Origin of the sequence: Gryllotalpicola protaetiae (genome assembly GCF_003627055.1) — a bacterium.
Classification (GTDB): Bacteria; Actinomycetota; Actinomycetes; order Actinomycetales; family Microbacteriaceae; genus Gryllotalpicola; species Gryllotalpicola protaetiae.
The window spans coordinates 3418799-3445530 of sequence record NZ_CP032624.1; the positions used below are offsets into that span (position 1 = coordinate 3418799).

Sequence of the window (26732 nt, forward strand, 5' to 3'; positions counted from 1 at the left end):
GAAGGAGCACACCATGCGGGCCACCGCTGAAGACATCGAGGCGCTGCGTCTCGAGCTGGCCGAGCTGCTCGGCGAACGCGGCGTCAGTGCCGACCCCAGGACGCGCGAGCGAGCGTCGGTCGACGAGGCGCTGATGAGTCCCATCCTCGTCGAGCAGCTGCCGCTCGGGCTCGCCGAGCTGGTCGCCTACCCGGCGAGCGGGCAGCAGATCGCCGAGGTGCTGGCCGCCGCGACGCGCCGCGGCGTCCCGGTGACGACGCGCGGGAAGGGCACGGGCAACTACGGCCAGGGCATCCCGCTCGAAGGCGGGCTGGTGCTCGACACGACACGGGCGCGCGCCGTCGTCGAGATCGGGGAGGGGTGGATGACGGCGGAGGCCGGAGCCCCGATGATCCTCATGGAGCAGGCGGCGAACGCGCAGGGCCAGCAACTCTGGATGTACCCGTCGACCGCGCAGTCGACGATCGGCGGATTCCTGTCGGGAGGCTCTGGCGGCACAGGGACGATCGTGCACGGGTCGAACTGGGAGGGCTTCGTCACCGCTCTCGATGTCGCACTGCCCGCGTCCGAGCCGACGATCGTGCACGTCGAGGGGGCCGAGGCGCAGACCTTCGTGCACACGTACGGCACCGCCGGCATCATCGTCAGGGCAACCGTCGGTCTCGAGCCGCTGCAGGACTGGCGCGCCGTATATGCCGCGTTCGACTCCTTCGAGGGCGCGCAGGCGGCGCTCCGCGAGCTGCATGCCCTGTCTCCGCAGCCGCGGCTCGTCAGCGCGGACCTGCCGTTCATCTCAGCGAAGCTGCCTGACGATGCAGCCATCGTGAAGGGGAAGTCGTCGCTGCGGGCGATCCTCGACGTCGCCACGCTGGAACAGACATCCGCGATCATCGCCGCGAACGGCGGCGCCGTGACCGACGTGCGCGAGGGCGCGAACCAGACCGTCAAGGTGTCGATGCTGTCCTACAACCACCCCATCTGGTGGCTCAAGAAGAACTCGCCGGACAGGGTGTACTTCCACGTCGAGGTCGGCGGTGACGCGCTCATCGACCGCATCGACGAGGTGCACGCCGTCTATCCGGGCGGGATGCTGCACATCGAGGCAGGTCACCTCGCACCGATCGGGATGCTGGCCGCGGAGTACACGGGCGCCGGCGACGTCTACGCCGGCTACCCCAGGCTGCAGGAGTTGGGCGTCCGCGTGCACAGCCCGCACCAGTACTACGTCGATCACGGAGTCGAGGAACTGACGGAGTTGAAGGCTCGTACCGACCCCGACGGACTGTTGAACCCCGGCCATCTCGGCGCGCCCGCCTCGGTCATGACGGGCGGGTTCGGCAAATGAGCCGCAAGATCGCCGAGCTGAGCGGCCCGGTGGTCGCCGCGGGTTTCGGCCCCGACACGATCGTCGTGCAGCCCACCGGCGCGATCGAGCACCACGGGCCGCACCTGCCGCTGTTCACCGACTATCTGATGGCCGACGAGATCGCCGCCGCTGCGGTCGACCGAGTCGCGGACCAGGGCCTCGACGTGTGGCAGCTGCCGACCATCGCCTACACGAAGTCGGACGAGCACAGCTGGGCCCCCGGCACGGTGTGGCTCGACGCCCAGACGGCATTCGACACCTTCGTTCAGGCCGGTCGTGCGGTGGCGCTCATGGGCGCGGGGACGATCGTCTATGCCAACGGCCACGGCGGCAACACGGCGCTGCTCCAGGTGGTGCTGCGCGAGGTGCGCAGACGGTACGGCCTCAAGACGTTCCTCATGCCGACCCTGACGCGCACCCCCGCGCCGAACGGAGAGGACCGGGACGAGCACGGGCTCGGTATCCATGGCGGAGCGGCCGAGACCGCCATCGTGATGCACCTGCGGCCGGACCTCGTGAACCTCGACGGCGTCGAGAACTGGGCGCCGCCGCACCTCGCAGGCTACGAGTACATCAGGTTCAACGGCGGCCCCGTGAGCTTCGGGTGGCTTTCGAACGACTTCGGCACCCCCGGGGTCGTGGGCGACCCGCGGCACGCGTCGGCCGAGTTCGGGAAGGCGCTGTGGGACGCCTCCGTCGCGCAGGCCGCGGCATCCCTGACCGAGATCGCACGCTTCAACCCGGCGGGCGCGGGATGAGCCTGCCCGGCATGTTCGGCCGCGACCTGGAGGACACGGATGCCTCACCGGCCGACCCGCTGGCGCTGCTCGGCATGTGGCTGCCGGACCCCGCCGACCCGGTCAAGCCGCTGATGACCCTGTCGACCATGGGGTTGGACGGCTACCCGGATGCGCGCACGGTGCTGCTCTCGGCCTTCGACGGCCGGCTGCTCCGCTTCCACACGGACGCGCGCAGCAGAAAGGCGTCGGAGCTCGCTGCGGTGCCGCGGGCGACGATGACGCTGGTGTGGCCGGATGCCGCGCGCCAGGTCGTCGTGACCGGCGATGTCGCCCCGGAGGCCCCCGCGGAGGCCGCGGAGACCTACCCGACGAGGTCACGCGCGCTGCAGCTGCTCGCGTGGCTCAACACGGATGAGCTGGCGGCGCGCCCCGCGGCCGAACGCCAGGCGGCGTGGGCGCGGTTCGACGCCGAACACGCTGAGACTCCGCTTGTGCCGCCGTCGACGTGGGTCGGCTTCACGCTCGCCCCTCGGCGAGTCGTGTTCTGGCGGGGCCACGCGGAGGGACCGAGCAATCGCATCATGTACACCAGCGGCGAGGACGGCTGGTCGATCGAGCGCAAAGCCGGCTGAGCGACCGTGCGGCTGCGGTCAGCGCAGCGCGACGACGCCGAGCGCCGTCAGGCAGGCGATGCCGAGCACGACGAAGGCGATGCCGCCCGCGAGCATCCACACCGGGGACTGCGACCCGAACGCGATGCGCATGCCGTTCTGCTGCTTGAGCTCGCGCGCGAGCTCGGAGAGCCAGTTGCGGCGGATGATGAGGAAGAGGCCCCAGCTGATGGCGAGGGCTCCCCACACGAGCGCGAAGACGCGGGCGACGGTCACCGACCCAGCCTAGAAGACGCTCGCTGTGGGCTAGAGAGCACTGCCGAGGGGGTCGGCGAGCAGCAGCTCGGTGTTCCGGTCGGTCGGCTCGCCCTCATGGCCCGGCGCCCGATGCGGGTCGTTGAACGACAGCTCGCGGTAGAGCGAGGCGAGTGCCGTCTGTGACCCGTCGCTGTAGCCGGCCTGATACGGCGCATCGGACTCGATGAGCGTCGTGAAGATCGACAGCAGTCCGCGCCCGCTGCGCGCGAGCTCGATGATGCGCGCCTGCTGCGGGAAGTCGATGTGGCTCGCCGTCGTGATCTCCCAGAACGAGTGCAGGGCATCGCTCCCCCGCTGCGGCGTGATCCGGTTGGCGTGCACGTGGCCGTTGACCCAGGCGACGACCTGGGGATGCCGGTGCAGGACGTTCCGCACCTCGTCGCCGCTGTGGCACGGCGACGCGGGGTCGTCCGGGTCGGGCAGCGGGTTGTCCATCGAGGTGCTCGTGTGGTGGCTGAACACGACGATGTATTCGTCGGGATGCGCGGCGAGCGTCTGCTCGAGCCAGCGGAACTGCTGATCGGTTAGCGAGCCGTGGGCGAGGCCCGCGGGCGTCGTCGAATCGAGCGAGACGCCGAGCACGCCGGGCGCGAGCTGAGCCGTGTAGTAGGTGCGGCCGGCCGCGAGGTCGTCGGCGGTGAAGCCGTGGCCGACGGGGCCGGGACCCGTGTTCTCTGGCGCGAGATGCGTGCCGATGTACTCAGCCTTGCTGAACGGGCGGCGACGCTCGTCGGCGGTGACCTCCCACTGCCGGTCGAGGGCGGGCAGTTCGCCGAGCTCGCGCACGGCGCCGCGTGCAGCGGCAGTCGTCGCCGAGGTGGTCCAGAGCGTGTGCACTGCCGCGTTCGCGGCATCCGTCGTGAATCGTGTGAACTTGACGTCGCCTGTGTAGACGTCGTCCCATGCGGAGTGCAGATTCGAGAGCGAGCCGCAGACCGAGTCGTCGTGGTTGCCGAAGACGGCGTACCAGGGCACAGCGAGGCCCGCGCTGGTGTGGGGCGCGGCCACGCGGCCGAAGAACCCGGGCAGCTCGGGGAATCCCGCCTTCTTGTAGACATCGGCGACGGGCGATTCGGGGTTGTACCACTGCGGTCTGCCCGAGCTCTGTGCGCCCTCCCACAGGGTGCGCGAGCCCGAGTTCGCGACGACCTGGCCGCCGCTCAGCGCGGCGAGGTACCAGTCGAGTTCCAGCGTCTCGCCGTTGTCGGTGTTGTCGCCGGTGGAGACGACCGCGTCGAGCGCGCGCCCGGTGAACGGCGCTGCGCCGATCGCGTTGATGCGTGCGATGAGGCGCGCCGCTCCGTGGGTGCCGAGGGCCTCCTGCGGTCGGAACGCGGAGCCGTTCGCCGCAGAGAACATCTCGAACCGAGCGGGCGACTGCGCGTCGACGATGTGCAGGTCGGTGAGTTGCACGACGGCGGCGAGCGGAATGAGAGACGGGGTGGCGGATGCCCGTGACGCCAGGTCCTCGCGCAGCACAGGCGCATAGCCGGGACCAGCGGTGAGGCGCCGGTAGGGGCCGTTCCCTTGCGGCGCCGCCGCGGACTCGAGCGTCGTGCCCCGGGTCTCGAGCGGTCGGTGCGCGGCGGGCACGAGCGCCGCGGCGAACCTGCGCGGCGCGAGACCGACGGCCAGTGCGGTTGGAGCGAGTGCGAGGACACCGGCCCCACCGATCAGGGCCGTGCGTCGAGACACCTTCTGCACGCGGCCAGGCTCGCCAGCGCGGGTTGCTCTGAGGTGGCCTCAGTGCCCGTGTCCGGTGAACAACGGTCGCGGCATCCGTACCTGCCGGTGAACGGACCGGGTCAGCGGATCAGAACCGCGGGTCGAGCGCGTAGCTCTCCTCACCGTGAACGATGCTGTCGACTCCCGCGCTCTCGTCCTCGTTGGTGATGCGGAAGCCGATCGTCTTCTGCAGCGCCCAGCCGATCGCGTAGGCGATGGCGAACGAGTAGATGCCGACCGCGATGGAGCCGATCGCCTGCACGCCGAGCTGACGGAATGAGCCCGTGTCGAGCAGCCCGATCCCGGCGCCAAAGAAGCCGATGAACAGGGTGCCGATGAGGCCGCCGACGAGGTGGATGCCGACGACATCGAGCGAGTCGTCGAACCCGAATCGCCACTTCAACTCGACGGCGAGGCAGCAGAGCACGCCGGTGACGACACCGAGCACCATCGCCCAGCCCGGCGTCAGCACGTTGCCGGCCGGGGTGATGGCGACGAGGCCGGAGACCGCGCCGGACGCCGCCCCGATCGACGTCGGCTTGCCCTCTTTGAGCCTCTCGGCGACCATCCATCCGATGGTCGCGGCGGCGGGCGCGGCCAGCGTGTTCACCCACGCGAGCGCCGCCGAGGTGTTCACCCCGAGCGCCGACCCCGAGTTGAACCCGAACCAGCCGAACCACAGCAGCGCGGCGCCGATCAGGGTGAGCGGCACGTTGTGCGGCTTGGCCATGCCCTTCGTGAACCCGATGCGCCGCCCGAGCACGATCGCGAGGGCGAGCGCGGCCGCCCCCGAGTTGATCTCGACGGCGGTGCCGCCCGCGAAGTCGCTGAGGCCGAGCCGGTGCACCAGCCAGCCGCCGTCGACGACTCTGCCGCTGGCATCCGTCGTGAAGTTGAACACCCAGCTCGCGACCGGGAAGTAGACGACGGTGACCCAGACGCCGGCGAAGATCATCCAGGCGCCGAACTTCGCACGGTCGGCGATCGCGCCCGAGATGAGTGCCACGGTGATGATCGCGAAGGTCGCCTCGAAGCCGGCGAACGCGAGCGAGTAGGTGTCGTGGGCGTTGAGCGCCGACATGGTGCCGTCGGCGTGGATCGGCAGGAAGTCATGCAGGCCGACGTTCGCGAACGGGTTGAGCAGCACGTGCGGTATCAGCCAGTCGGTGATGCGGCCCGACGCGTCGGCGACGCCGAACGACATCGAATAGCCGTAGAGCAGCCACAGCACGCTCACCAGGGCGATGGCGCCGAAGCTCATCATCATCATGTTGATGACGGACTTCGCGCGGACCATGCCGCCGTAGAAGAAGGCGAGGCCCGGCGTCATCAGCAGCACGAGGGCTGCGCAGATCATCAGCCATTGGGAGTCGCCGTTGAGGACCGACATTGCTGGGGCTCGCCTCTCGTATGTTTCGGGGTTGTGTCAGTCTCCTGGCTCGGTGTTAACGGGATGTTTCGACGACGAAGGGCCGCCGGTGAACCGGCGGCCCTTCTGTTCGGGTATGCAGTGAGTGCGGATGCCTCAGCCGATGGCGGCGTCGAGCGCGTAGCTCTCTTCGCCGTGGACCACCGAGTCGACGCCTGCGCTCTCGTCCTCGCTCGTGATGCGGAAGCCCATCGTCTTCTGGATGATCCAGCCGATGACGAACGCGAGCACGAAGGAGTAGATCGCGACGCCGAAGGCGCCGATCGCCTGCGCACCGAGCTGGTAGAACGAGCCGGTGTCGAGGAGGCCGATGCCGTTGCCGAAGAAGCCGATGTAGAGGGTGCCGACGAGACCGCCGATGAGGTGGACGCCGACCACGTCGAGCGAGTCGTCGAAGCCGAGACGCCACTTGAGCTCGATCGCGAGGCAGCAGATCGCACCGGTGATCAGACCGAGGACGATGCCCCAGCCGGGCGACAGGATGTTACAGGCCGGGGTGATGGCGACCAGGCCCGCGACAGCGCCCGAGGCGGCGCCGATCGAGGTGGGCTTGCCGTCCTTGATCTTCTCGGTGATGAGCCAGCCGATGGTGGCTGCGGCCGGAGCTGCGAGGGTGTTGACCCACGCGAGGGCCGAGATGCCGTCGACGGCGCCTTCGGAGCCGGCGTTGAAGCCGAACCAGCCGAACCACAGCAGCGAGGCGCCGAGCAGGGTCAGCGGCACGTTGTGGGGCTTGGCCATGCCCTTCGCGAATCCGACGCGCTTGCCGAGGACGAGGGCGAGAGCGAGGCCGGCCGCACCGGCGTTGATGTGGACCGCCGTGCCACCCGCGAAGTCGTTGACGCCGAGGCCCCAGACCGACCACCCGCCGTCTGAGAAGCCATGCTGACCCCAGCCGCCCGCGGTGCTGCCGCCGACGGTGAAGTTGAACACCCAGCTGGCGACCGGGAAGTACACCACGGTGACCCAGATGCCCGCGAAGACCATCCACGCGCCGAACTTGGCGCGGTCGGCGATGGCACCCGAGATCAGGGCGACGGTGATGATGGCGAACGTCGCCTGGAAGCCGGCGAACGCGAGGCCGTGCACGTCGAGGCTCTGCAGACCGAGCTCAGTTCCGCCCTTGAAGTGGATCTCGTTGTGCAGCAGGAAGTCGTGGAAGGGGTTGGCGAGAACGTGCGGGATCAGCCAGCCGTCGCCCGATGAGAAAGACATCGAGTAGCCGTAGATGACCCACAGCACGGAGACGAGCGCGATCGCGCCGAAGCTCATCATCATCATGTTGATGACCGACTTGGCGCGGACCATGCCGCCGTAGAAGAACGCGACGCCAGGCGTCATGATGAGCACGAGGGCGGCGGCGACCATCAGCCACAACGAATTCAAGTTGTTGGTGATCGCGTCCGTTGTCGCAGTGGTGAGAACCGACATGACGTCAGGTACCTCTCTCTTCGGGTTGCTAGGACTCGGCCAGTTTCGCGAGAAGAGGTTTCACGTCTTATCGAAGTGTGTTTCGACGTCGTTACGGTGAAATGAGATGCGTAAACATCGTGTTTCCGATTGCCGGGAAGCCGGTGGCAATCAGCTCGGATTGTCCCCCGTTGGCGGGGCGGCGGTCAGGGCGATCATGCGCGACACCGACCGGAGGTACTTCTTCCGGAACCCGCCGTTCAACATCGGCTCGTCGAACACCGCGGACAGCGGCGTGCCGGAAGCGACGATCGGCAGCTCCGCGTCGTACGCCCTGTCGATGAAGGCCACGAGCCGCAGCGCCTGCATCTGATCGTGCAGCTGCACGACGTCGTCGAGGGCGATCAGATCGACGCCGTCGACCATCAGCAGGTAGCGCGACGGGTGCACGGTGGCGAGATGGTCGACGAAGACGGTGAAGTCGTCTCGGGTCGCGACGCGGCCGGCCGCGCGTGCGGCATCGACAGCGGCGGCCACGCCCGCGCCGTCCGTCACGACCGCCTCGCCGCTCGTCGCCCGGCGGCGGAAATCGAGGCCGTCGATGCGCAGGGTGGTGAAGTTGCCCGACATCGCATGGATCTCGCGCAGGAAGTCGCTCGCCGCGAACCGACCCTCGCCGAGCGCGTTCGGCGGCGTGTTGCTGGTCGCGGCGAAGCGCGTGCCGCTTCCTACCAGGTCGGTGATGAGCCGCGTCATCATCATCGTGTCGCCGGGGTCGTCGAGCTCGAACTCGTCGATGCAGATGAGAGAGGAGCCCCGTAGCAGCTCGACGGTCTTCGCGTAGCCGAGCGCGCCGACGAGGGCGGTGTACTCGATGAAGGTGCCGAACAGCTTGCGACCGGATGCCGCGTGCCAGAGCGCTGCGAGCAGGTGCGTCTTGCCGACGCCGAATCCGCCGTCGAGGTAGATGCCGGGCTTCTGCTCGGGGTCGTCCTGCTTCTTGCGGCGGCCCAGCCCCAGGAATCCACCGCCCTTCTTCTCTGCCGCACCGGCCGAGAACGCGCGCAGTGCGTCAACCGCCTGCTGCTGCGATGGGTAGTCGACGTCGGGTCGGTAGTCGTCGAAGCTCGCGTGAGCGAACTGCGCGGGCGGGGTGAGGCTCGCCAGCAGCTGCTCACCCGTGATGGTGGGCGCGAGCTGGGTGAGGCTGGTCAGCGTCATGCGGGTGCTCAGTCAGATGTCGAAGTCTTACCCGCGGCCGATGCGGCATTGCACGCACGCGCCTAGCGTTGGGAACGTCAGTCAAGCCTAGTTGAGGAGCACATGATGACCGTCCAGGCAGACCCGTACGAGAAGTTCGCCGCCTATGCGCACCCCGAGCGGCTCGTCTCGAGCGAGTGGCTCGCCGCGCACCTCGGCGAACCCGGGCTGGTCGTCGTGGAATCCGACGAGGATGTGCTGTTGTACGAGACCGGCCACATCCCCGGCAGCGTCAAGATCGATTGGCACACCGACCTCAACGACCCCGTTGTGCGCGACTACATCGACGGCGAGGGCTTCGCGCAGGTGCTCGGCTCCAAGGGCATCTCGCGCGACTCGACCGTCGTCATCTACGGCGACAAGAACAACTGGTGGGCGGCCTACGCATTGTGGGTGTTCACGCTGTTCGGCCACGAGGACGTGCGGCTCCTCGACGGCGGCCGTGACAAGTGGATCGCCGAGGGGCGCGAGGTGACGACGGAGCCTTCCGCCGTGGCATCCGTCGACTACCCGGTCGTCACCCGCGATGACTCGGCCGTGCGCGCCTTCAAGGACGACGTGCTCGCCCACCTCGGTGCCCGCCGCCCGCTGATCGACGTGCGCAGCTTCGAGGAGTACACGGGCGAGCGCACCGAGATCCCCGGCTATCCGACGGAGGGCGCTCTGCGGGCCGGGCACATCCCGTCGGCGGCATCCGTGCCGTGGGCGAAGGCAGCCGCCGCGGACGCGACCTTCAGGACCCGCGCGGAGCTGGAAGAGGTGTACCTCGGCGGCGCTGGCCTGAAGCCCGGCGACGACGTCATCGCGTACTGCCGCATCGGCGAGCGATCGAGCCACACCTGGTTCGTGCTCACGCACCTGCTGGGCTTCGAGAACGTGAAGAACTACGACGGCTCGTGGACCGAGTGGGGTTCGGCCGTGCGCGTGCCGATCAAGCAGGGTGCGGATGCCTGACGCGCTCGCGGAGATCAGGGACGAGTTCCTCGCGCTGACGCAGAGCGAGCGGCTTCAGCTGCTGCTCGAGTTCTCGAACGAGCTGCCGGAGCTGCCGGAGCGGTACCAGGACCACCCCGACCTGTTCGAGCGCGTCGCCGAGTGCCAGAGCCCGGTGTTCCTGTTCGTCGAGGTCGACGATGAGGACGTGGTGCATCTGTTCGTCACCGCGCCGAAGGAGTCGCCGACGACGCGCGGCTTCGCGTCGATCCTGGTGCAGGGGCTCGCCGGGCTCACGGCAGACGAGGTGCTGGCCGTGCCGGACGACTACCCGCAGACGCTCGGGCTCACCCAGGCGGTGTCGCCGCTGCGGCTGCGTGGCATGGGCGCGCTGCTGGGGCGCGCGAAGCACCAGGTGACCGTCAAACGCCGGGCGGCGTAGGCGTCCCGTCTCCGACGTCGAGCTGGTCGAGCCACCTGCTGATCGCCTTCGTCCACTTCTTCGGGTCGAAGTTCCATAGCTTCGTGTGGCGCGCGCGTGTGAACCGCACGAACGTCACGATGTCGGGGCGCCTGGCTGCGAGGGCTCGCGAGGCGTACGCGGGCACGTAGCCGTCGTCATCGCTGTGCAGCAGCAGGATCGGCGTGCTCAGCACATCGGCACGCTGCACGAAGTCGAGCTCCGGCAGGCCGATCGGCGCGGCGGCGCCCGTCAGGTGGCCGCCCCACGGCGCGTCGAGGATCTTGAGAGCGCTCTCGGTGATCGGGTCCGGCACGTGCAGCTCGCCCGCCTGGTAGCGCAGCGTGTCGACCCAGTCGATCACCGGCGAGTCGAGCACCACCCCGCGGATCAGCTCGGAGTGCGGCGACCGGGTGACGGCCTGCAGCGCGATCGCACCGCCCATCGACCAGCCCATGATCACGATGTCGGTGGCGCCGTGGTCGACGGCGTACTCGATCGCTGCCTCGACGTCGCGCCACTCCGTCGAGCCGAGGCCGTATCGGCCATCGTCGCTGCGCGGGCCGTCGCCGTCGTTGCGGTAGGAGATGACGAGGCTCGTCCAGCCGTGCTCGCGGAAGGTCGGCACGGCGCGCAGGCACTCCTGCCGCTGCGTTCCGCGACCGTGCACATGGATCGCCCACTTCCCGCTGCGCACGCCGTCGTCGCCTTTCGGCGCATTGAAGCGCCAGGCGGGCGCCACTCCCCCGTCGGTGTCGATGCCGATCGATTTCACCGGCACGCCGAGCTCCTCCGGCCGCACATACCACCAGCCGCTGATGCGCCCGCGCTTCGCCCGCGTCAGGTCGCCGAAGCTGACGCGCTCGACGCGGCGTGTCACCGAGACGCCGCTGCGCGAGAGGATCGGACCGAGGCGCGCGTGCCCCGCGTCGTGGTCGAACCAGAAGCTGTAGTCGCCGCGCAGCAGGGACTCCGGTGTCGGCGAGAGGGTGATGACGGACGCGTCGGGTGCCACAGCTCGGACGATGACGTCCTCGTCGCGGCGCCGCGGCGGCGTCAGCACCTTGCGCGCGATGAGCACCGACGACGCGGCGGCCACGACCGCGAAGGTCGCGGCCCCGACTGCGCCGAACACCAGCGGATAACCGACGCGCCTGCGCCAACCGGCCATGTCGACCCCCTTCGCGCGGCGTGCCTGATCGCGCACCCTCACCTTGAACCCTAATGTTCTTGCTGTGTCGTCCACACCGTCCGGGCGCGGGGCCTCGCCTGAGTTCACCGCCGCGTTGGATTCCATCAAGCAGGCTGTCATCCGGCCTGATCTGCGCCTCACGCCGATCAGCGCCCCCGGACAGCTCGCTCCGGAGTCGTTCGCGCTTGCCGCTGACGTGACGCCCGAGCGGCACGGCGTCGACTCCGAGCTCGGCACCGGGCGGTTCGTGCTGCTCCACGACCCGGAGGGCTCCGAGGAATGGGGCGGGAATTTCCGGGTCGTGTGCTTCGCGCAGGCGCCACTCGAGACCGACATCGGCCTCGACCCGTTCCTCGCGGACGTGACGTGGTCGTGGTTGGTGGACGCCCTCGAGAGCCGGCATACCGGGTACCACTCGGCCTCCGGCACCGCGACCAAGATCATCTCGACCGGCTTCGGCCAGCTCGCGAAGCAGGGCGACGGCGCCCAGATCGAGCTGCGCGCCTCGTGGACCCCGACTGACTTCGACCTCGCCTCCCACGTCGAGGCATGGGGCGATCTGGTGTGCATGCTGGCCGGAATCCCCCCGACGGCGGAGGGTGTGAGCGTACTCTCACTGAGGAGACCCAAGAGCAAGCGTGCCTGATACGAAAGCCACTGTGACGAACAACGCCGTCGAGTATTCGGTGACCGCCACCGCCGCCGATTACGAGGCCGCGGTGGCGGCCCTTGCAGGCGGGCACGGGCCCGTCGCGGTCGATGCGGAGAGGGCGAGCGGATTCCGGTACTCGCAGCGCGCGTATCTGATTCAGGTCTTCCGCAGGGGTTCCGGGGTCTTCCTGTTCGACCCCGTGGCGCTCGAGCCCGAGGTCGGCCACGACCTCACCGCTCTGCAGGAGGCGATCGTCGGCGCGGAGTGGGTGCTGCACGCGGCCAGCCAGGATCTCGCCTGTCTGCGCGACGTCGGCCTCGACCCTGTCGAGATCTTCGACACCGAGCTGGCCGCGCGCCTGCTCGGGCTGCCGCGCGTCGGGCTCGGCCCGCTCACCGAGAGCCTGCTCGGCATCCACCTGGCCAAGGAGCATTCGGCCGCCGACTGGTCGACCCGCCCGCTCCCCCAGTCCTGGCTGACCTATGCGGCTCTCGATGTCGAGCTGCTGGTGGATCTGCGCGACGAGGTCGAGAAGCTGCTCGAGGAGAGTCACAAGACCGAGATCGCCAGGCAGGAGTTCCACGGAGAGCTGGTGAAAGAGGCGAAGGCGCCCCGCGCCGAGCCGTGGCGACGGCTGTCAGGCATCCATGCGGTGCGCGGTGTGCGCAATCTCGCCGTCGCCCGCGAGCTCTGGATCGCACGCGATGAGCTGGCAAGGGAGAAGGACTCCGCACCGGGGCGGCTGGTGCCCGATGCCGCCCTGACGGCCGTCGCGAAGGCGATGCCCGCATCGAAACGGGAGCTCGCCGACCTCAAGGAGTTCACGGGGCGCGCAAGCCGCAGCGCGCTCGACCGGTGGTGGAACGCCGTCGAGCTCGGCCGCACGACGGACGACCTGCCGGTGTCTCGGCCATCGGGCGACCACGTGCCGCCCGTGCGCGCGTGGGCCGACCGCAATCCCGAGGCGGATGCCCGGTATCGCCTCGCGCGCGAGCGCGTGGTCGCCTACGCGGACGAGCACGAGATCCCGGTCGAGAACGTTCTGACGCCCGAGCTGCTGCGCCGCGCCGCATGGGAGCCGCCGGCCGACATCGATGCGCGGTCCATCGGCGAGCAGCTCGCCGCAGGGGGCGCGCGCCCCTGGCAGATCGAAGCCACGGCGTCGCTCATCGCCGCCGCCTTTGTGGAGGCCGAACAGCCTGCGGCAGAGGATGAAGAGAGCGCTTCGTAGGTTCCGACAGTCCATTCGGCCCGCGGCGCACCCGGATTCCTAGGATCGATGAGAATCCACGAACTTGGAAAGGCAGTGTGGCCATGACAGCCGAGGTGTATTTCGTCGACGGCGCCAGGACCCCCTTCGGGCGGGCGGGCGAGAAGGGGATGTACTGGGGAACCCGCGCAGACGACCTTGTGGTGAAGGCGACAGTCGGCCTGCTTGAGCGCAACCCGAACCTCCCGAAGGACGCCATCGACGACGTCGCCATCGCGGCGACCACCCAGCAGGGCGACCAGGGCCTGACTCTCGGCCGCACGGCGGCGATCCTCGCCGGCCTGCCGAAGTCGGTTCCCGGCTTCGCCATCGACCGCATGTGCGCGGGCGGCATGACCAGCGTCACCACGATGGCGTCGGCCATCGGCTTCGGCGCGTACGACGTGGCCCTCGCCGGCGGCGTCGAGCACATGGGGCGCCACCCGATGGGCCTCGACGCGGACCCGAACCCGCGCTTTCTGACCGAGAAGATGGTCGCGCAGGACGCACTCTTCATGGGCAACACCGCCGAGCGCATCCACGACCGGTTCCCGTCGCTGACCAAGGAGCGCAGCGACTTCTACGGCATGCGCAGCCAGCAGAAGGTCGAGGCCGCGTACCAGGCAGGCAAGATCCAGCCGGACCTTGTGTCGGTCGCCATCCAGAGCACCGCCGGCTGGGGCCTCGCCACCGAGGACGAAGGCCGCCGCCCCGCCACCACGATGGAGGGCCTCGCCACTCTCAAGACTCCGTTCCGCCCGCACGGCCGGGTCACCGCGGGCAACTCCTCCCCGCTCACCGACGGAGCGACCATGTCGCTCATCGCGAGCGGCGAGGCTGTCGAGAAGTACGGCCTCACCCCGAAGATGCGCCTCGTCAACTTCGCGTTCGCAGGCGTCGAGCCTGAGGTGATGGGTCTCGGCCCGGTGCCGAGCACCGAGAAGGCGCTGCGCAAGGCGGGGCTCGCCATCGACGACATCGGCCTCTTCGAGCTGAACGAGGCCTTCAGCGTGCAGGTGCTCTCGTTCCTCGACCACTTCGGCATCGACGACGACGACCCGCGCGTCAACCTGTGGGGCGGCGCCATCGCGATCGGGCACCCGCTCGCAGCATCCGGCCCCCGTCTCATGATGCAGCTCGCGCGCCAGTTCGCCGAGCACCCCGAGGTGCGCTACGGCCTGACGGCCATGTGCGTGGGCCTCGGCCAGGGCGGCTCGGTCATCTGGGAGAACCCGAATTGGAACGGAAAGGCATAAGTCGCGATGACTGACTACTCGAAGATCGACTTCTCGCCCCTGCTGCAGTTCAGCGATGACGAGGTCGTCACCCATTCGTTCGTCAAGGACGTCGCGCTGCCGAGCGGCAAGAGGCTCGCGCTGATCACCCTCGACAACGGCCGCGATCACACCCGACCCTCGACGCTCGGGCCGGCCACCCTGATCGAGCTCTCCGGCGTGCTCGACGAGCTCACGAAGCGCGCGGCCGCCGGTGAGATCGACGCGGTCGGCATCACCGGCAAGCCGTTCATCCTCGCGGCGGGCGCAGACCTCAGCAAGGTGACCGAGATCCCCAGCCGCGACGCGGCGAAGCTGCTGGCTCAGCTCGGCCACGCCACCTACCTGAAGCTTGGCAAGCTGGGCGTGCCGTCGTTCGCGTTCGTGAACGGCCTCGCCCTCGGCGGCGGCGTCGAGATCCCGCTGAACTCGACGTATCGCACGGTGGACTCGTCGGCAGCGGCCATCGCGCTTCCCGAGGTCTTCCTCGGCATCATTCCCGGCTGGGGTGGCGCGACCCTGCTGCCGAACCTCATCGGCATCGAGAACGCCCTCAAGGTCGTGATCGAGAACCCGCTCAAGATGAACCGCATGCTGAGCGCGAAGGATGCCTACGAGCTCGGCATCTTCGACGCGATGTTCGACCATGTGAACTACCTCGAGGACTCGCTGAAGTGGGCCGACGGCGTGCTCGCCGGCTCGACGAAGGTCGAGCGCCCGAACCAGCCGGGGCGCATCGAGCGCACCGTCAAGTGGCCGGTCGCGATCAAGATCGCACGCGACTCCCTCGAGAGCCGCATCGGCACGGTGCCGAAATCCCCCTACGTGGCGCTCGACTTGCTGTCGAAGGCGAAGGACGGCGACATCGAGGCGGGCTTCGCCCGCGAGGACGACGCGCTGGCCGATCTCATCTCGGGCGATCAGTTCGCGGCATCCATCTACGCATTCAACCTGGTGCAGCACCGGGCAAAGCGCCCCGTGGGCGCACCGGACAAGTCGCTGGCGAAGAAGGTCGGCAAGGTCGGCGTGATCGGCGCCGGCCTGATGGCGAGCCAGTTCGCGCTGCTCTTCCTGCGCCGCCTCGAGGTGCCGGTCGTCATCACCGACCTCGACCAGGAGCGCGTCGACAAGGGCCTCGCGTACATCCACGACGAGCTGCAGAAGCTGGCGGACAAGGGCCGGCTGAACCCCGATCAGCACAACAAGCTGAAGGGCCTCATCTCCGGCACGACCGACCGTTCGCAATACGCGGACTGCGACTGGGTCATCGAGGCCGTCTTCGAGGAGCTCTCTGTGAAGCAGGACGTCTTCGCTGAGTTCGAGAAGATCGTGTCGCCCGAGGCAGTGTTCGCGACGAACACCTCGTCGCTGTCGGTCGACGCGATCGGTGCGAAGCTCGAGCACCCCGAGCGGCTCGTCGGCTTCCACTTCTTCAACCCGGTCGCGGTCATGCCGCTGATCGAGGTCGTCAAGGCTCCGCAGACCGACGACACGACCGTCGCCACCGCGATGGCCGTCGCGAAGAACCTCAAGAAGAACGCGATCATCACGACCGACTCGACCGGGTTCGTCGTGAACCGCGTGCTCGCGAAGGTGCTCGGCGAGTCGATGCGCGCCGTCGACGACGGCACGCCGTTCAGTGTGGTCGACGAGGCGCTCGCGCCCCTCGGCCTGCCGATGCCCCCGTCGGTGCTGCTCGATCTGGTCGGGCTCAAGGTCGGCGCGCACGTGCTCGACACCCACCACGCCGCATGGCCGGACCGCTTCTACCGCTCCGAGAACCTGCACCGCGTCGCGGCTGCCGGCCAGCTGATCGAGAAGGATGCCAAGGGCAAGTCGAAGGGCGTCAGCAAGGAAGCCGAGCGCATCGTCAAGGCGAACCTCAACCCGGGCGCCACGCCGCACACGAAGGAGCAGGTGCTGCAGGCCGTGCAGGACGGCTTCACCGAAGAGGTGCACCGGATGCTGGAGGAGGGCGTCGTCTCGGCCCCTGAGGACATCGACCTCGCCCTCATCCTCGGCGCGGGCTTCCCGTTCCAGATGGGCGGTCTGACGCCGTACCTCGACCGCGTCGGCGCGAGCGAGCGGGTCTTCGGCGGCACGTTCCACGACCCGCGCATCGTGGGTGCGGAGACGCGCAGCCGCGAGGCGCAGCTGGTCGGCTAGCGCTCAGCGGCGCTGCTGCAGTGCCCCGGTGTCCGTGTCTTCCGCAGCACGGGCCCGGGGCACCTTGCTGCCGAGCACCTGCGCGACGACGTCGCGGGCGATGCGCTGGGGGGTGAGCCCCGCATCCGCCAGGATCTGGTCGCGCGTCGCGTGCGCGATGAACTCATCGGGCAGGCCCAGCTCGTCGACGGCCGTGTCGATGCCGGCCGCTCGCAGATCCTGCCGCAGACGCGTGCCGACTCCGCCGACGCGGATGCCGTCTTCGAGGCTGATCACGATGCGGTACTCGGCCGCGAGCTCGACGATGCTGCGCGGCACGGGAACCACCCAGCGCGGGTCCACGACCGTCGCGCCGATGCCCTGAGCCTCCAGCAGCTCGGCCGATTGCAGCGCGAGGCGGGCGAACGGGCCGACGGCGACGAACAGCACGTCCTTCCGGTCGGACTCGCGCAGCACCTCGACGCCGTCGGCGAGGCGCCGCAGTGCCGGGATGTCCTCCCCCACGTTCCCCTTCGGGAACCGCACCACGGTGGGGCCGTCCTGCACGGCGACCGCCTCCGCCAGCTCTTCGCGCAAGCGAGCGGCGTCGCGGGGCGCGGCGAGGCGGATGCCGGGAATGAGCTGCAGCAGCGCGAGATCCCACATGCCGTGATGACTCGGCCCGTCCGGCCCCGTGACGCCCGAGCTCGGCAGCACGAAGGTCACGCCGGCGCGATGCAGCGCGACGTCCATCAGCGCCTGGTCGAAGGCGCGGTTCATGAAGGTCGCGTAGAGCGCGACGACGGGATGCAGGCCGCCGAACGCGAGCCCGGCGGCAGAGGCGACGGCGTGCTGCTCGGCGATGCCGACGTCGTGCACGCGCTGGGGGTACTTCTCCGCAAGCTTGTGCAGGCCGACCGAGCGCTCCATCGCGGCGGTGATGCCGACGATCTTCGGGTCGCGCTCGGCGAGCTGAAGCAGCTCGTCGGCGAACACCGACGGCCACGACGGCGTGCTCGCCGCGGCGGCGAGCGGCACGCCGGTCGACGGGTCGATCTGGCCGACGGCGTGGAACTGGTCGGCCTCGTCGTCGAGGGCGGGCTGGTAGCCGCGGCCCTTCTGCGTGATCGCGTGCACGATGACGGGGGCACCGTAGTTCTTCGCCTGCCGCAGAGCCTCCTCCATCGCGGCCACGTCATGCCCGTTGATGGGCCCGATGTACTTGATGTCGAGGTTCGAGTAGAGCTGCTCGTTGCCGGTGACCCTCGACAGGAATCCGTGCATCGCACCGCGCATGCCGCTGTACAGCGCAGAGCCGGGCGTGCCGAGCCGGTCGGCCGCGCTGCGCGACTTGAGGTACAGGTCGCGGTAGGTCTTCTGCGTGCGCACGCCGTTGAGGAAGCGGGCCATGCCGCCGATCGTCGGGGCGTACGAGCGCCCGTTGTCGTTGACGACGATGACGAGGTTGCGGTCGTTGTCGTCGGTGATGTTGTTGAGCGCCTCCCACGTCATGCCGCCCGTCAGGGCGCCGTCGCCGACGACGGCGATCACGTGGCGGCCCGTCTGCCCGGTCACGGTGAAGGCGCGGCTGATCCCGTCCGCCCACGAGAGCGAGCTGGAGGCGTGCGAGGACTCGACGATGTCGTGAACGGATTCCGCACGCTGCGGGTAGCCGGCCAGCCCGCCGCGCTGGCGCAGGTGGCTGAAGTCGCGCCGACCCGTCAGCAGCTTGTGCACGTACGCCTGGTGACCCGTGTCGAAGACGATCGGGTCCTTCGGGCTCTCGAAGACACGGTGGATCGCGATCGTGAGCTCGACGACGCCGAGGTTGGGGCCCAGGTGGCCGCCCGTCTTCGAGACGTTCTCGATCAGGAACTCTCGGACCTCGGCTGCCAGCTGCACAAGCTCCGCGTCCGACAGGCGATCGAGGTCGCGCGGGCTGCGGATCTGGTCGAGAAGAGACATCGTAAGAAAGGTTACGCCGCGGTACCTGCACTCATGGTGCGGTACCGCGGCGCTGACCCGTGTGCTAGACGAGGCTCCGGAGGACGTACTGCAGGATGCCCCCGTTGCGGTAATAGTCGGCCTCACCGGGCGTGTCGATGCGGACGACCGCGTCGAACTCCACCGTCTGCTTGCCGGCCGGCGAGTGCTCGCTCGGCTCAGCGGTGACGTGCACCGTCTTCGGCGTGGTGCCCTCGTTCAGCTGCTCGAGACCCGAGATCGAGACGACCTCGGTGCCGTCGAGGCCGAGCGAATCGGCCGACTCGCCCGCGGGGAACTGCAGCGGGACGACGCCCATGCCGATGAGGTTGGAGCGGTGGATGCGCTCGAAGCTCTCGGTGATGACCGCCTTGACGCCCAGCAGGTTGGTGCCCTTGGCCGCCCAGTCGCGGCTCGAGCCCGATCCGTACTCCTTGCCGCCGAAGATCACCAGCGGCGTTCCGGCTGCCTTGTAGTTGACGGATGCGTCGTAGATGAACGACTGCGGACCATCGGCCTGAGTGAAGTCACGGGTGTACCCGCCCTCGACGCCGTCGAGCAGCTGGTTCTTCAGACGGATGTTCGCGAAGGTGCCGCGGATCATGACCTCGTGGTTCCCACGGCGCGAGCCGTAGGAGTTGAAGTCCTTGTACTCGATGCCGTGCGCGTCGAGGTACTGCCCGGCCGGCGAGTCCTTCTTGATCGAGCCCGCGGGGCTGATGTGGTCGGTCGTGACCGAGTCGCCCAGCTTGGCGAGAACGCGCGCGCCGGCGATGTCGGCGACGGGGCTCGTCTCGAGCGTCATGCCCTCGAAGTACGGGGGCTTGCGCACGTAGGTCGACTCGTCGCTCCACTCGAAGACCGAGCCGGTCGGGGTGGGCAGGTTCTTCCAGCGGTCGTCGCCCTCGAACACCGAGGCGTACTGGCGGGTGAACATCTCGTTGTTGATCGACGAGTCGATCGTCGACTGCACCTCATCCGCGGAGGGCCAGATGTCCTTCAGGTAGACGCCGTTGCCCTCGGCATCCGCGCCCAGAGCGTCGTTCTCGAAGTCGAAGTTCATCGACCCGGCCAGCGCGTACGCCACAACGAGCGGCGGCGAGGCGAGGTAGTTCATCTTGACGTCGGGGTTGATACGACCCTCGAAGTTGCGGTTGCCGGAGAGCACCGCGGTGACGGCGAGGTCGTTGTCGTTGACGGCGGCCGAGACCTCTTCGATGAGCGGGCCCGAGTTGCCGATGCAGGTGGTGCAGCCGTAGCCGACCGTGTAGAAGCCGAGGTCCTCGAGGTCCTGCGTGAGACCGGCCTTCTCGTAATACTCGGTGACGACGCGCGACCCGGGGGCCAGCGTGGTCTTGACCCACGGCTTCGCCTTGAGACCCTTCTTCACCGCATTGCGGGCGAGCAGGCCGGCGGCCAGCATGACCGACGGGTTCGACGTGTTGGTGCACGAGGTGATCGCCGCGATCGTGACCGCTCCGTGGTCGAGCGTGTAGCTCGTGCCGTCGGCCAGGGTCACCTGAGACGGCTTCGAGGCGACGGCCGGCGCGTGGCTCACGTGGTGGTGCGCGACGCCGTTGTGCGCGTGCGCGCCGACGGCGATCGGGTCGGATGCCGGGAAGGTCTCGGCGATCGCCTCGTCGACGTCGGTCTCATCGATGCCGTCGGCGTAGTTCGGCAGGTCCTTCTCGAACTGCGTCTTCGCCTCGGAGAGCACGATGCGGTCCTGGGGGCGCTTCGGCCCGGCGATCGACGGCACGACGGTCGACAGGTCGAGCTCGAGGTACTCCGAGTACTCGGCCTCGTGCGACGGGTCGTGCCACAGGTGCTGCTGCTTCGAATACTCCTCGACGAGCGCGACCTGCTCGGCGGGGCGGCCCGTGAGGCGCAGGTAGTCGAGCGTCACGTCGTCGATCGGGAAGATCGCGGCGGTCGAGCCGAACTCGGGGCTCATGTTGCCGATGGTGGCGCGGTTCGCGAGCGGCACGGCGCTCACCCCCTCGCCGTAGAACTCGACGAACTTGCCGACCACGCCGTGCTTGCGCAGCAGGTCGGTGATCGTGAGCACGACGTCGGTCGCGGTCACGCCGGTCGGGATCGCGCCGGTCAGCTTGAAGCCGACCACCTTGGGGATGAGCATCGACACGGGCTGGCCGAGCATGGCAGCCTCTGCCTCGATGCCGCCGACGCCCCAGCCCAGCACACCGAGGCCGTTGACCATCGTCGTGTGGGAGTCCGTGCCGACGAGCGTGTCCGGGTAGGCCTGCAGGACGCCGCCGACCTCGCGCGTGAAGGTGACGCGCGCCAGGTACTCGATGTTCACCTGGTGCACGATGCCGGTGCCCGGCGGCACGACCTTGAAGTCGTCGAAGGCCGTCTGGCCCCAGCGCAGGAACTGGTACCGCTCGCCGTTGCGCTCGTACTCGATCTCGACGTTGCGCTCGAACGCGTCGGCCTGGCCGAACAGGTCGGCGATCACCGAGTGGTCGATGACCATCTCGGCCGGCGCGAGCGGGTTGATCCTCTTCGGGTCGCCGCCGAGGGCCGCGACAGCCTCGCGCATGGTGGCGAGGTCGACGATGCAGGGCACGCCGGTGAAGTCCTGCATGACGACGCGGGCGGGCGTGAACTGGATCTCGGTGTCGGGCTCCGCCGTCGGAACCCAGCTGCCGAGCGCTTCGATCTGCCCGGCCGTGACGTTGGCGCCGTCTTCGGTGCGCAGCAGGTTCTCGAGCAGGATCTTGAGGCTGAACGGGAGCTTCTCGTACCCGGTTACGCTGTCGACGCGGAAGATCTCGTAGTCGGTTCCCCCGACTGAGAGCGTTGATTTCGCGCCGAAGCTGTTGACTGCTGACACGGGGTCGGCCTCCTTGGCGTTCCGATGGAATTTATCTTGACGTCGAGATAACTGTAGCAGTGCGCCTAGCTCTGCGCGCCGTTTTTGCGAGCGTACACGTCGCGCACCAGCAGCCACGTGACGAGCAGAACGGGCACATAGAGGGGCACGCCCATGATGAGGTGCGTGATCGCGAGGGCCGCGGTGTTCCCGGCCAGGAACAGTGGCACCTGCACCGCCAGCCGCGCCACGAACAGGGCGAGCCAGAGCAGTGTCGAGACGACTGCGACGCGGTAGGTCGCCTTGTGCTTCCGCCACGCGACGCCCTCGCCGTAGAGGTAGCCGACGGCGATGCCGATGATCGGCCAGCGCACCAGCACCGACACCAGGAAGGCCAGCCCGTAGAGCGCGTCGATGCCGAGGCCGAGCGCGAAGTTGTTGACGGGCCGGTTGGTCGCAATCGCGAGGATCGCACTCGCGCCGACGCCGATGAGCCCGGCGACCGCCTGGGTCACGTTCTCCTTCCGGGCGACGCGCCACACCGTGAAGACCAGTGCGATGAGAACGGATGCCCCCAGCGCGATCGGCACCGCGGTGTCGGGAAGCGGTGTCATGAGCGCCGTGTAGAGGACGATGAAGGCGAGACCGGGCAGCACGGCCTCGCAGATGCCGCGGACACCGCCCATGGCGCGCAGCAGCGCATCGCCGCTCGGCGCCTGCTCGCCCGCGAGCGCGCCCAGCCCTGTGTTCTTGGCCGCCGCGGCGCCGAGCGCCGTGCTCAGAGACTCCTCGGCTGAAGCATCCGTCGCCTCGGCGTCGCCCTGCGCTTCGCGGTCGTCGGTCATCAGGCGCTCGGTGCCGAGGGGGTCGGCGGCATCTTGAGGGGGATGAGGTCGCGGGGCGGCATCGGCACAGAGCCGCGCACGACGACGATGCTGCGGAACAGGTCTTCGACCGCCTCGCCCGCCTCCGGCTTGATGGCGCCGTCGCCGGAGATCACGCCGCGCAAGAACCAGCGCGGGCCGTCGACGCCGATGAAGCGCGCGATGCGGGTCTCGCCGGGCACGCCGCCGGCGACGGGGACCTCGGCGACCAGCTCGGGGCCGAAGACCCCGTCGCGCTCCGTCACGCGCCCGCCCTGGGCGCCCACCTGCTCGCCGATCTGGCCGCGGATCTCGTGCCAGAGCCCGCTCGAACGGGGCGAAGCGAACGGCTGCACCTGCAGGGTCGAGCCGGCGTAGTCGAGGCTGACCGCGACGACGCGCTGGGTCTCCTCCTCGATCTCGAGGCGCAGGTGCAGGCCCTCGCGCGGCAGCACCTTGACGCCGCCCAGGTCGATGTACGGACGGACGGGGTTCGCCTCGCCGTCATCGAGCGGCCCCTCTGTCTCGCGGTCCTCAGGGGCGGACTTCTCGTACTCGGTCGGCTCGATGTCGCTCACGCGCTCTCTCCTGTGGTCGTGTTCTCCCCCGTGATGCGCTCGCTCGAATACCCCGTCGACCCGAAACCGCCTGTGCCGCGCACGCTGTCGGGCAGCGCCACGACGGGCACGAAGGTCGCACGGGCGACGGGAACGAGCACCAGCTGGGCGATGCGGTCGCCGACGGCGACCTCGTAGGACTCCGATGAGTCCGTGTTGAGCAGGGTGACCCTGATCTCGCCCCGATAGCCTGCATCGACGGTGCCCGGTGCGTTGACGATCGTGATGCCGTGCCGTGCGGCCAGTCCGCTGCGCGGCACGACGAATCCGGCATAGCCGTCGGGCAGCGCCACCGCGACGCCCGTGCCGACGGTGACCCGCTGGCCAGGGGCGATGCGCACGGCTTCCGTCGAGACCAGGTCTGCGCCCGCATCGCCGGGGTGGGCGTAGCCGGGAACGGCGGGCGCGACGATCGGCACGTCGACGGTCTCAGTCACAGCCACGAGGCTAGTGCAGAAAGTTGACAGGGGTTCTCGTGGTGGGATTGCTTCATGACGCTGTTCCGTGAGCGGCTGTATGCCGCCCCCTGGTTGTTCGTCGCGTGCGCGCTGATCATGCCGGCGTGCCTCGGAGTCTTCTGGCCGATCAACCGCACCGTCGGCATCATCCTGGCGATCGTGATGTATGCGGTGATCGTCGCCTTGCTCGTGGGGTTCGCCCCCGTGCTCGAGGTGACAGCAGAAGAGTTCCGGGCGGGGCGGGCCAATATCGAGCGCGAGTTCATCGGGCCCGTCGAGTCCTTCGCCGGCAGGGAGGCGGCGCTCGAGCGCGGGCAGCGCCTCGACGCCCGCGCCTGGCTGCTGCTGCGCGGCTCGCTGCCGATCGTCAAGGTGCCGATCATGGATGCCGCGGACCCGGTTCCCTACTGGATCGTGTCGACGCGCCGACCGCGCGAGCTCGCGGCGGCGCTCAACGGCCGAGCCTAGACATGGAAAAGCCCCCGGGGACTCCGGGGGCGATGTCCATCGGTGAAGCTGCCTTACGCAGCGCACTCCATGCAGATGGGTCCGAGCTTCGTCTCGTGATCCAACTGGGAGCGGTGCTTCACGAGGAAGCAGCTGACGCACGTGAACTCGTCAGCCTGCGGGGGCAGCACGACGACGTCGAGATCGAGGTCGGAGAGGTCGGCGCCCTGCAGTTCGAAGCTGCCCGGGTTGTCGGGGTCCTCGTCGATGACTGCGGACGTCTTGTCCGGGACCCGCTCCTTCAGCGCCTCGATCGATTCGGATTCGTCGTCGTTCTTCCTTGGCGCGTCGTAATCGGTTGCCATGCCCATCCACTTCTGAAATTGCCCGCCGATCAGCATGATCGGCGGCGATATTCTGCATCACGCACCGAGGATTATCAAACCGATTCGAGCCGCTCTCCGGTGCTGCCCGGGGAAACTCGCGGCGCGCCCGCGTTATTCCCGGCTGACGGCCATTCCGCATGGCATCCTGACGAGGTCCCCGGACGGTTCGGAAGGCGAAGATCCCATGCAGGAATTGAAGGTCATCGGTGTCGAGGAAGGCGCCCTGATCGCGGCCAGCAACGACGGCGATCGGTACCGCATCGCGATCGATGAGGTCGCGCTCACGAAGCTGCGCCGGCTGAAGGTCGAGCAGCAGGATTCCGGCGTGCGCATCTCGCCGCGCGAGATCCAGGCTCACATCCGCGGCGGCCTCTCCGCCGAGGACGTCGCAGAGCTGACCGGCGCGTCCCTCGAGTACGTGCAGCGCTTCGAGCCCCCGATCACCGCCGAGCGCGAGCACATCATCGCGCAGGCTCTCGCCGTTCCTGTGCGCATCGCGGCCGACGTCGATGTGCTCGGCGAGAACGCGACCTTCGGCGCCGTCATCCGCGACCGCCTCGCAGCCCTGGGCGCGACGGCCGAGCGCTGGGCGAGCTGGCGCGAGGAGGAGGCGGGCTGGCTCGTCAAGCTGACCTTCACCGCCGACGACATCGAGCACGACGCCCGCTGGAGCTACGAGCCCCGCAAGGCGCACCTCGCCCCAGCCAACGCCGAGGCGAGCACGCTCTCGCAGCACGGCGAGCTGCCGCCGGCCGGACTGATCCCGCGCCTGCGCGCGGTGCCGCTCGTGGCGGACGAGTCGCGCTTCGACTCCGGCCAGTTCGACTTCGTCGAGCCTGTGCGGAAGGAGCCGGCGGCCGCGGCACCTCAGGTCCCGGTCGGCGCGATCAAGCGCGCAGACGATGACCATCCGCGCGACGTGCACAACACGGCAGACCTGCTCGAGGCGCTGCGTCGTCGGCGCGGCGAGCGCGAGGCATCCGCCCGTGACTCGCAGCCCATCGAGCTCGAGCTGCCGTTGCTGCCCGATGACGAGCTCGACGCCCCGCAGACCAAGACCGAGCATCCGTCCGGCCCGATCGCCGTGCCTGCGGGCGGCTTCGGCCCCCGCGAGACCGGTCCGGTCGGCGTGCGCGGCTCATCGAAGCGCGGTCGCGCGTCGATGCCCAGCTGGGACGAGATCGTCTTCGGCGCCCGCGGCGACGACGACACCTCCGCCTAGGCGAACGCGCCGAAGCCGATCAGCGGCACCCTGACCTCGTCGGGGCTGAACGAGCCGTGCTGGCCGACCATCGACCAGTTGCCGGCGTTCGTGCTGCGGGTGTCGTAGTAGACGACCTGTGACCGCGCGGCGATCAGCAGCTCGCCGATGCGCGGCAGCACCTCGTCGGCGACCCCGCTCGGCCCGAACCAGCCCGCTGCGATCGCCTCGTCACGGGTCGCGACCCACGCGCGGTCGTCCTCCGCCTCGTGCCATACCTGCGCGAGCCGCTCGAGGTCGCCGGCTGTCGCACCCGGTTCGAGGTGCAGCTGCACGCAGCGGTAGTCGCCGGCCACGTGCCGCACACCCTCGATCAGCTCGGCTTCGCGGTCGAAGAAGAGCTTCCCGCTGTCCGCGATGTCGACCATGCCGTGGTCGGCGGTGAGCAGGGCGCCCTGGGCCTTGCCGAGTCCTCGCTCGAGCTGCGCCATGCCTGCGTCGAGCTCTTCGAGGGCGGCCGTCCACTCCGGGGACTGCCAGCCGTACTGGTGCGCGGCCATGTCGAGCTCGGGCACGTACACGAACACCACGGCGCGGCCCGCGCGCGCCAACGAGATCGCGGCAGACATCCGCTCTGCGATCGATTTCGCGGGCACGTATTCGGCGCCGCGGTGCACGGCCTGCGTGAGCCGCGTGTCCGCGTAGCGGGCCTGACCGACGAGATACGAGCGGATGCCGGTGGCAGCATGCGTCTCGAACAGGGTCGGCACCCGCTGCCAGGTCGCAGGGTCCGGCCCCGTCTTCCAGCCGCTCAGGTGGTTGAACACCCGGTCGGCCTCTGGATCGACGGCCTCGTAGGCGGTGATGCCGTGCTGCCCGGGGAAGACGCCGGTGCAGAGGGTCGCGAGGGCGGCGGCGGTGGTCGTGGGGAACCCGCTCTCGATCGTCGTCGCGCGGTTCAGCCGCGGCGCGATGGTGCGCGCGTGTCCGGCACGCGCCTTGAGCGGCAGCGCGCCGAGGCCGTCGGCGAGCACGACGACAGCCGCGTCGACGGGCGCCAGCGGGAGCTGCGGAGCACCGCGCTCGACCGCTGCGAAGCAACTGGCGAGCACGGCGGCGAGGCTCACGGATTGCGAATACGCGTTCGGTAGAGTCGCCATGGCTTTCAGTGTGCCAG

24 protein-coding genes are annotated in these 26732 nt (G+C 69.1%); 11 read left to right on the forward strand and 13 right to left on the reverse strand.

Annotated features, from left to right (window positions below; translation table 11 throughout):
• Positions 1-13 precede the first annotated feature (13 nt).
• From D7I44_RS16660 to D7I44_RS16670, 3 genes are read left to right on the forward strand one after another with little or no spacing between them, the layout of a single operon-like run.
• Positions 14-1345 carry an FAD-binding oxidoreductase gene (locus tag D7I44_RS16660; protein ID WP_120790516.1) on the forward strand — a complete coding sequence of 444 codons (1332 nt, stop codon included), beginning with the start codon at positions 14-16 and terminating at the stop codon, positions 1343-1345.
• Positions 1342-2124, forward strand: a complete 783-nt coding sequence (locus tag D7I44_RS16665; RefSeq protein ID WP_120790517.1) for a creatininase family protein — start codon at positions 1342-1344, stop codon at positions 2122-2124. Before D7I44_RS16660 ends, D7I44_RS16665 begins: the two co-directional genes overlap by 4 nt.
• A gap of 11 nt (positions 2125-2135) precedes the next feature.
• Positions 2136-2738: a pyridoxine/pyridoxamine 5'-phosphate oxidase gene (locus D7I44_RS16670; protein ID WP_220093793.1), complete on the forward strand. Its 603-nt coding sequence runs from the start codon at positions 2136-2138 to the stop codon at positions 2736-2738.
• 18 nt (positions 2739-2756) lie between these two features.
• Here D7I44_RS16670 and D7I44_RS16675 read toward each other — a convergent pair whose 3' ends face one another.
• The 5 genes from D7I44_RS16675 to zapE all read right to left on the reverse strand — a co-directional run bounded on the left by D7I44_RS16675 (position 2757) and on the right by zapE (position 8820).
• Positions 2757-2993: a hypothetical protein gene (locus tag D7I44_RS16675; RefSeq protein WP_120790519.1), complete on the reverse strand. Its 237-nt coding sequence runs from the start codon at positions 2991-2993 to the stop codon at positions 2757-2759.
• 30 nt (positions 2994-3023) lie between these two features.
• Positions 3024-4739, reverse strand: a complete 1716-nt coding sequence (locus D7I44_RS16680) for a TIGR03767 family metallophosphoesterase (RefSeq protein ID WP_120790520.1) — start codon at positions 4737-4739, stop codon at positions 3024-3026.
• A 109-nt stretch (positions 4740-4848) separates the two neighbouring features.
• On the reverse strand, positions 4849-6150 hold the full coding sequence (locus tag D7I44_RS16685) for an ammonium transporter (protein ID WP_245979763.1): 1302 nt from the start codon (positions 6148-6150) through the stop codon (positions 4849-4851).
• Between the two features lie 135 nt (positions 6151-6285).
• Positions 6286-7557 (reverse strand): ammonium transporter, encoded by a 1272-nt coding sequence (locus tag D7I44_RS16690; protein WP_120790521.1) that lies wholly within the window; start codon positions 7555-7557, stop codon positions 6286-6288.
• A gap of 213 nt (positions 7558-7770) precedes the next feature.
• Positions 7771-8820: a cell division protein ZapE gene (gene zapE, locus D7I44_RS16700; protein WP_120790523.1), complete on the reverse strand. Its 1050-nt coding sequence runs from the start codon at positions 8818-8820 to the stop codon at positions 7771-7773.
• A 105-nt stretch (positions 8821-8925) separates the two neighbouring features.
• On the opposite strand from zapE, the gene D7I44_RS16705 reads away from it, so the two are divergent.
• Together D7I44_RS16705 and D7I44_RS16710 are read left to right on the forward strand one after the other, a co-directional pair.
• The gene (locus D7I44_RS16705; RefSeq protein WP_120791030.1) at positions 8926-9813 is read left to right on the forward strand and encodes a sulfurtransferase; all 888 of its coding nucleotides are present in this window, start codon (positions 8926-8928) and stop codon (positions 9811-9813) included.
• Positions 9806-10234: a SufE family protein gene (locus D7I44_RS16710; protein WP_120790524.1), complete on the forward strand. Its 429-nt coding sequence runs from the start codon at positions 9806-9808 to the stop codon at positions 10232-10234. The genes D7I44_RS16705 and D7I44_RS16710 overlap by 8 nt, the downstream gene beginning before the upstream one ends.
• On the opposite strand, the gene D7I44_RS16715 is transcribed toward D7I44_RS16710, so the two are convergent.
• On the reverse strand, positions 10215-11423 hold the full coding sequence (locus D7I44_RS16715; RefSeq protein WP_162940341.1) for an alpha/beta hydrolase: 1209 nt from the start codon (positions 11421-11423) through the stop codon (positions 10215-10217). The two genes, D7I44_RS16710 and D7I44_RS16715, sit on opposite strands and share 20 nt — an antisense overlap.
• Before the next feature lie 64 nt (positions 11424-11487).
• On the opposite strand from D7I44_RS16715, the gene D7I44_RS16720 reads away from it, so the two are divergent.
• The 4 genes from D7I44_RS16720 to D7I44_RS16735 all read left to right on the forward strand — a co-directional run bounded on the left by D7I44_RS16720 (position 11488) and on the right by D7I44_RS16735 (position 16785).
• Entirely contained in the window at positions 11488-12090 is a 603-nt protein-coding gene (locus D7I44_RS16720; protein WP_120790526.1) for a DUF3000 domain-containing protein, read from the forward strand.
• A 13-nt stretch (positions 12091-12103) separates the two neighbouring features.
• Positions 12104-13327, forward strand: coding sequence for an HRDC domain-containing protein (locus D7I44_RS16725; RefSeq protein WP_120790527.1), 1224 nt, complete (start codon positions 12104-12106; stop codon positions 13325-13327).
• Between the two features lie 83 nt (positions 13328-13410).
• Complete coding sequence (locus D7I44_RS16730; protein ID WP_425459316.1) at positions 13411-14601, forward strand: thiolase family protein; 1191 nt, start codon at positions 13411-13413, stop codon at positions 14599-14601.
• 6 nt (positions 14602-14607) lie between these two features.
• On the forward strand, positions 14608-16785 hold the full coding sequence (locus D7I44_RS16735; protein ID WP_120790529.1) for a 3-hydroxyacyl-CoA dehydrogenase NAD-binding domain-containing protein: 2178 nt from the start codon (positions 14608-14610) through the stop codon (positions 16783-16785).
• Positions 16786-16788: 3 nt separating this feature from the next.
• On the opposite strand, the gene dxs is transcribed toward D7I44_RS16735, so the two are convergent.
• From dxs to dut, 5 genes are all read right to left on the reverse strand, one after another.
• Positions 16789-18729: a 1-deoxy-D-xylulose-5-phosphate synthase gene (dxs, locus tag D7I44_RS16740; protein ID WP_120790530.1), complete on the reverse strand. Its 1941-nt coding sequence runs from the start codon at positions 18727-18729 to the stop codon at positions 16789-16791.
• Between the two features lie 64 nt (positions 18730-18793).
• Complete coding sequence (gene acnA, locus D7I44_RS16745) at positions 18794-21604, reverse strand: aconitate hydratase AcnA (RefSeq protein WP_120790531.1); 2811 nt, start codon at positions 21602-21604, stop codon at positions 18794-18796.
• Between the two features lie 65 nt (positions 21605-21669).
• Positions 21670-22428: a DUF3159 domain-containing protein gene (locus D7I44_RS16750; protein ID WP_120790532.1), complete on the reverse strand. Its 759-nt coding sequence runs from the start codon at positions 22426-22428 to the stop codon at positions 21670-21672.
• Positions 22428-23024, reverse strand: a complete 597-nt coding sequence (locus tag D7I44_RS16755; protein WP_245979770.1) for a DUF3710 domain-containing protein — start codon at positions 23022-23024, stop codon at positions 22428-22430. Before D7I44_RS16755 ends, D7I44_RS16750 begins: the two co-directional genes overlap by 1 nt.
• On the reverse strand, positions 23021-23500 hold the full coding sequence (gene dut / locus D7I44_RS16760; protein WP_120790533.1) for a dUTP diphosphatase: 480 nt from the start codon (positions 23498-23500) through the stop codon (positions 23021-23023). The genes D7I44_RS16755 and dut overlap by 4 nt, the downstream gene beginning before the upstream one ends.
• Before the next feature lie 54 nt (positions 23501-23554).
• Between dut and D7I44_RS16765 the strand changes: the two genes are divergently transcribed.
• Complete coding sequence (locus D7I44_RS16765; RefSeq protein ID WP_120790534.1) at positions 23555-23989, forward strand: DUF3093 domain-containing protein; 435 nt, start codon at positions 23555-23557, stop codon at positions 23987-23989.
• 53 nt (positions 23990-24042) lie between these two features.
• Here D7I44_RS16765 and D7I44_RS16770 read toward each other — a convergent pair whose 3' ends face one another.
• Positions 24043-24333 (reverse strand): DUF4193 domain-containing protein, encoded by a 291-nt coding sequence (locus tag D7I44_RS16770; protein ID WP_162940342.1) that lies wholly within the window; start codon positions 24331-24333, stop codon positions 24043-24045.
• Positions 24334-24538: 205 nt separating this feature from the next.
• Here D7I44_RS16770 and sepH point away from each other — a divergent pair, with 205 nt between their 5' ends.
• On the forward strand, positions 24539-25576 hold the full coding sequence (gene sepH, locus D7I44_RS16775) for a septation protein SepH (RefSeq protein ID WP_120790535.1): 1038 nt from the start codon (positions 24539-24541) through the stop codon (positions 25574-25576).
• Here the strand turns inward: sepH and D7I44_RS16780 are convergent.
• Positions 25573-26715 (reverse strand): alkaline phosphatase family protein, encoded by a 1143-nt coding sequence (locus D7I44_RS16780; RefSeq protein WP_120790536.1) that lies wholly within the window; start codon positions 26713-26715, stop codon positions 25573-25575. The two genes, sepH and D7I44_RS16780, sit on opposite strands and share 4 nt — an antisense overlap.
• Positions 26716-26732: the final 17 nt, after the last annotated feature.

Coding starts and splice junctions, on each gene's coding strand:
- D7I44_RS16710 (WP_120790524.1), top strand. CDS start 9,806: ATGCCTGACGCGCTCGCGGAGATCAGGGACGAGTTCCTCGCGCTGACG.
- D7I44_RS16750 (WP_120790532.1), bottom strand. CDS start 22,428: ATGACCGACGACCGCGAAGCGCAGGGCGACGCCGAGGCGACGGATGCT.
- D7I44_RS16730 (WP_425459316.1), top strand. CDS start 13,411: ATGACAGCCGAGGTGTATTTCGTCGACGGCGCCAGGACCCCCTTCGGG.
- D7I44_RS16685 (WP_245979763.1), bottom strand. CDS start 6,150: ATGTCGGTCCTCAACGGCGACTCCCAATGGCTGATGATCTGCGCAGCC.
- zapE (WP_120790523.1), bottom strand. CDS start 8,820: ATGACGCTGACCAGCCTCACCCAGCTCGCGCCCACCATCACGGGTGAG.
- D7I44_RS16705 (WP_120791030.1), top strand. CDS start 8,926: ATGACCGTCCAGGCAGACCCGTACGAGAAGTTCGCCGCCTATGCGCAC.
- D7I44_RS16765 (WP_120790534.1), top strand. CDS start 23,555: ATGACGCTGTTCCGTGAGCGGCTGTATGCCGCCCCCTGGTTGTTCGTC.
- D7I44_RS16670 (WP_220093793.1), top strand. CDS start 2,136: ATGTTCGGCCGCGACCTGGAGGACACGGATGCCTCACCGGCCGACCCG.
- D7I44_RS16770 (WP_162940342.1), bottom strand. CDS start 24,333: ATGGCAACCGATTACGACGCGCCAAGGAAGAACGACGACGAATCCGAA.
- dxs (WP_120790530.1), bottom strand. CDS start 18,729: ATGTCTCTTCTCGACCAGATCCGCAGCCCGCGCGACCTCGATCGCCTG.
- D7I44_RS16715 (WP_162940341.1), bottom strand. CDS start 11,423: ATGGCCGGTTGGCGCAGGCGCGTCGGTTATCCGCTGGTGTTCGGCGCA.
- D7I44_RS16735 (WP_120790529.1), top strand. CDS start 14,608: ATGACTGACTACTCGAAGATCGACTTCTCGCCCCTGCTGCAGTTCAGC.
- D7I44_RS16660 (WP_120790516.1), top strand. CDS start 14: ATGCGGGCCACCGCTGAAGACATCGAGGCGCTGCGTCTCGAGCTGGCC.
- D7I44_RS16665 (WP_120790517.1), top strand. CDS start 1,342: ATGAGCCGCAAGATCGCCGAGCTGAGCGGCCCGGTGGTCGCCGCGGGT.
- D7I44_RS16690 (WP_120790521.1), bottom strand. CDS start 7,557: ATGGTCGCCGCCGCCCTCGTGCTCATCATGACGCCTGGCGTCGCGTTC.
- D7I44_RS16780 (WP_120790536.1), bottom strand. CDS start 26,715: ATGGCGACTCTACCGAACGCGTATTCGCAATCCGTGAGCCTCGCCGCC.
- sepH (WP_120790535.1), top strand. CDS start 24,539: ATGCAGGAATTGAAGGTCATCGGTGTCGAGGAAGGCGCCCTGATCGCG.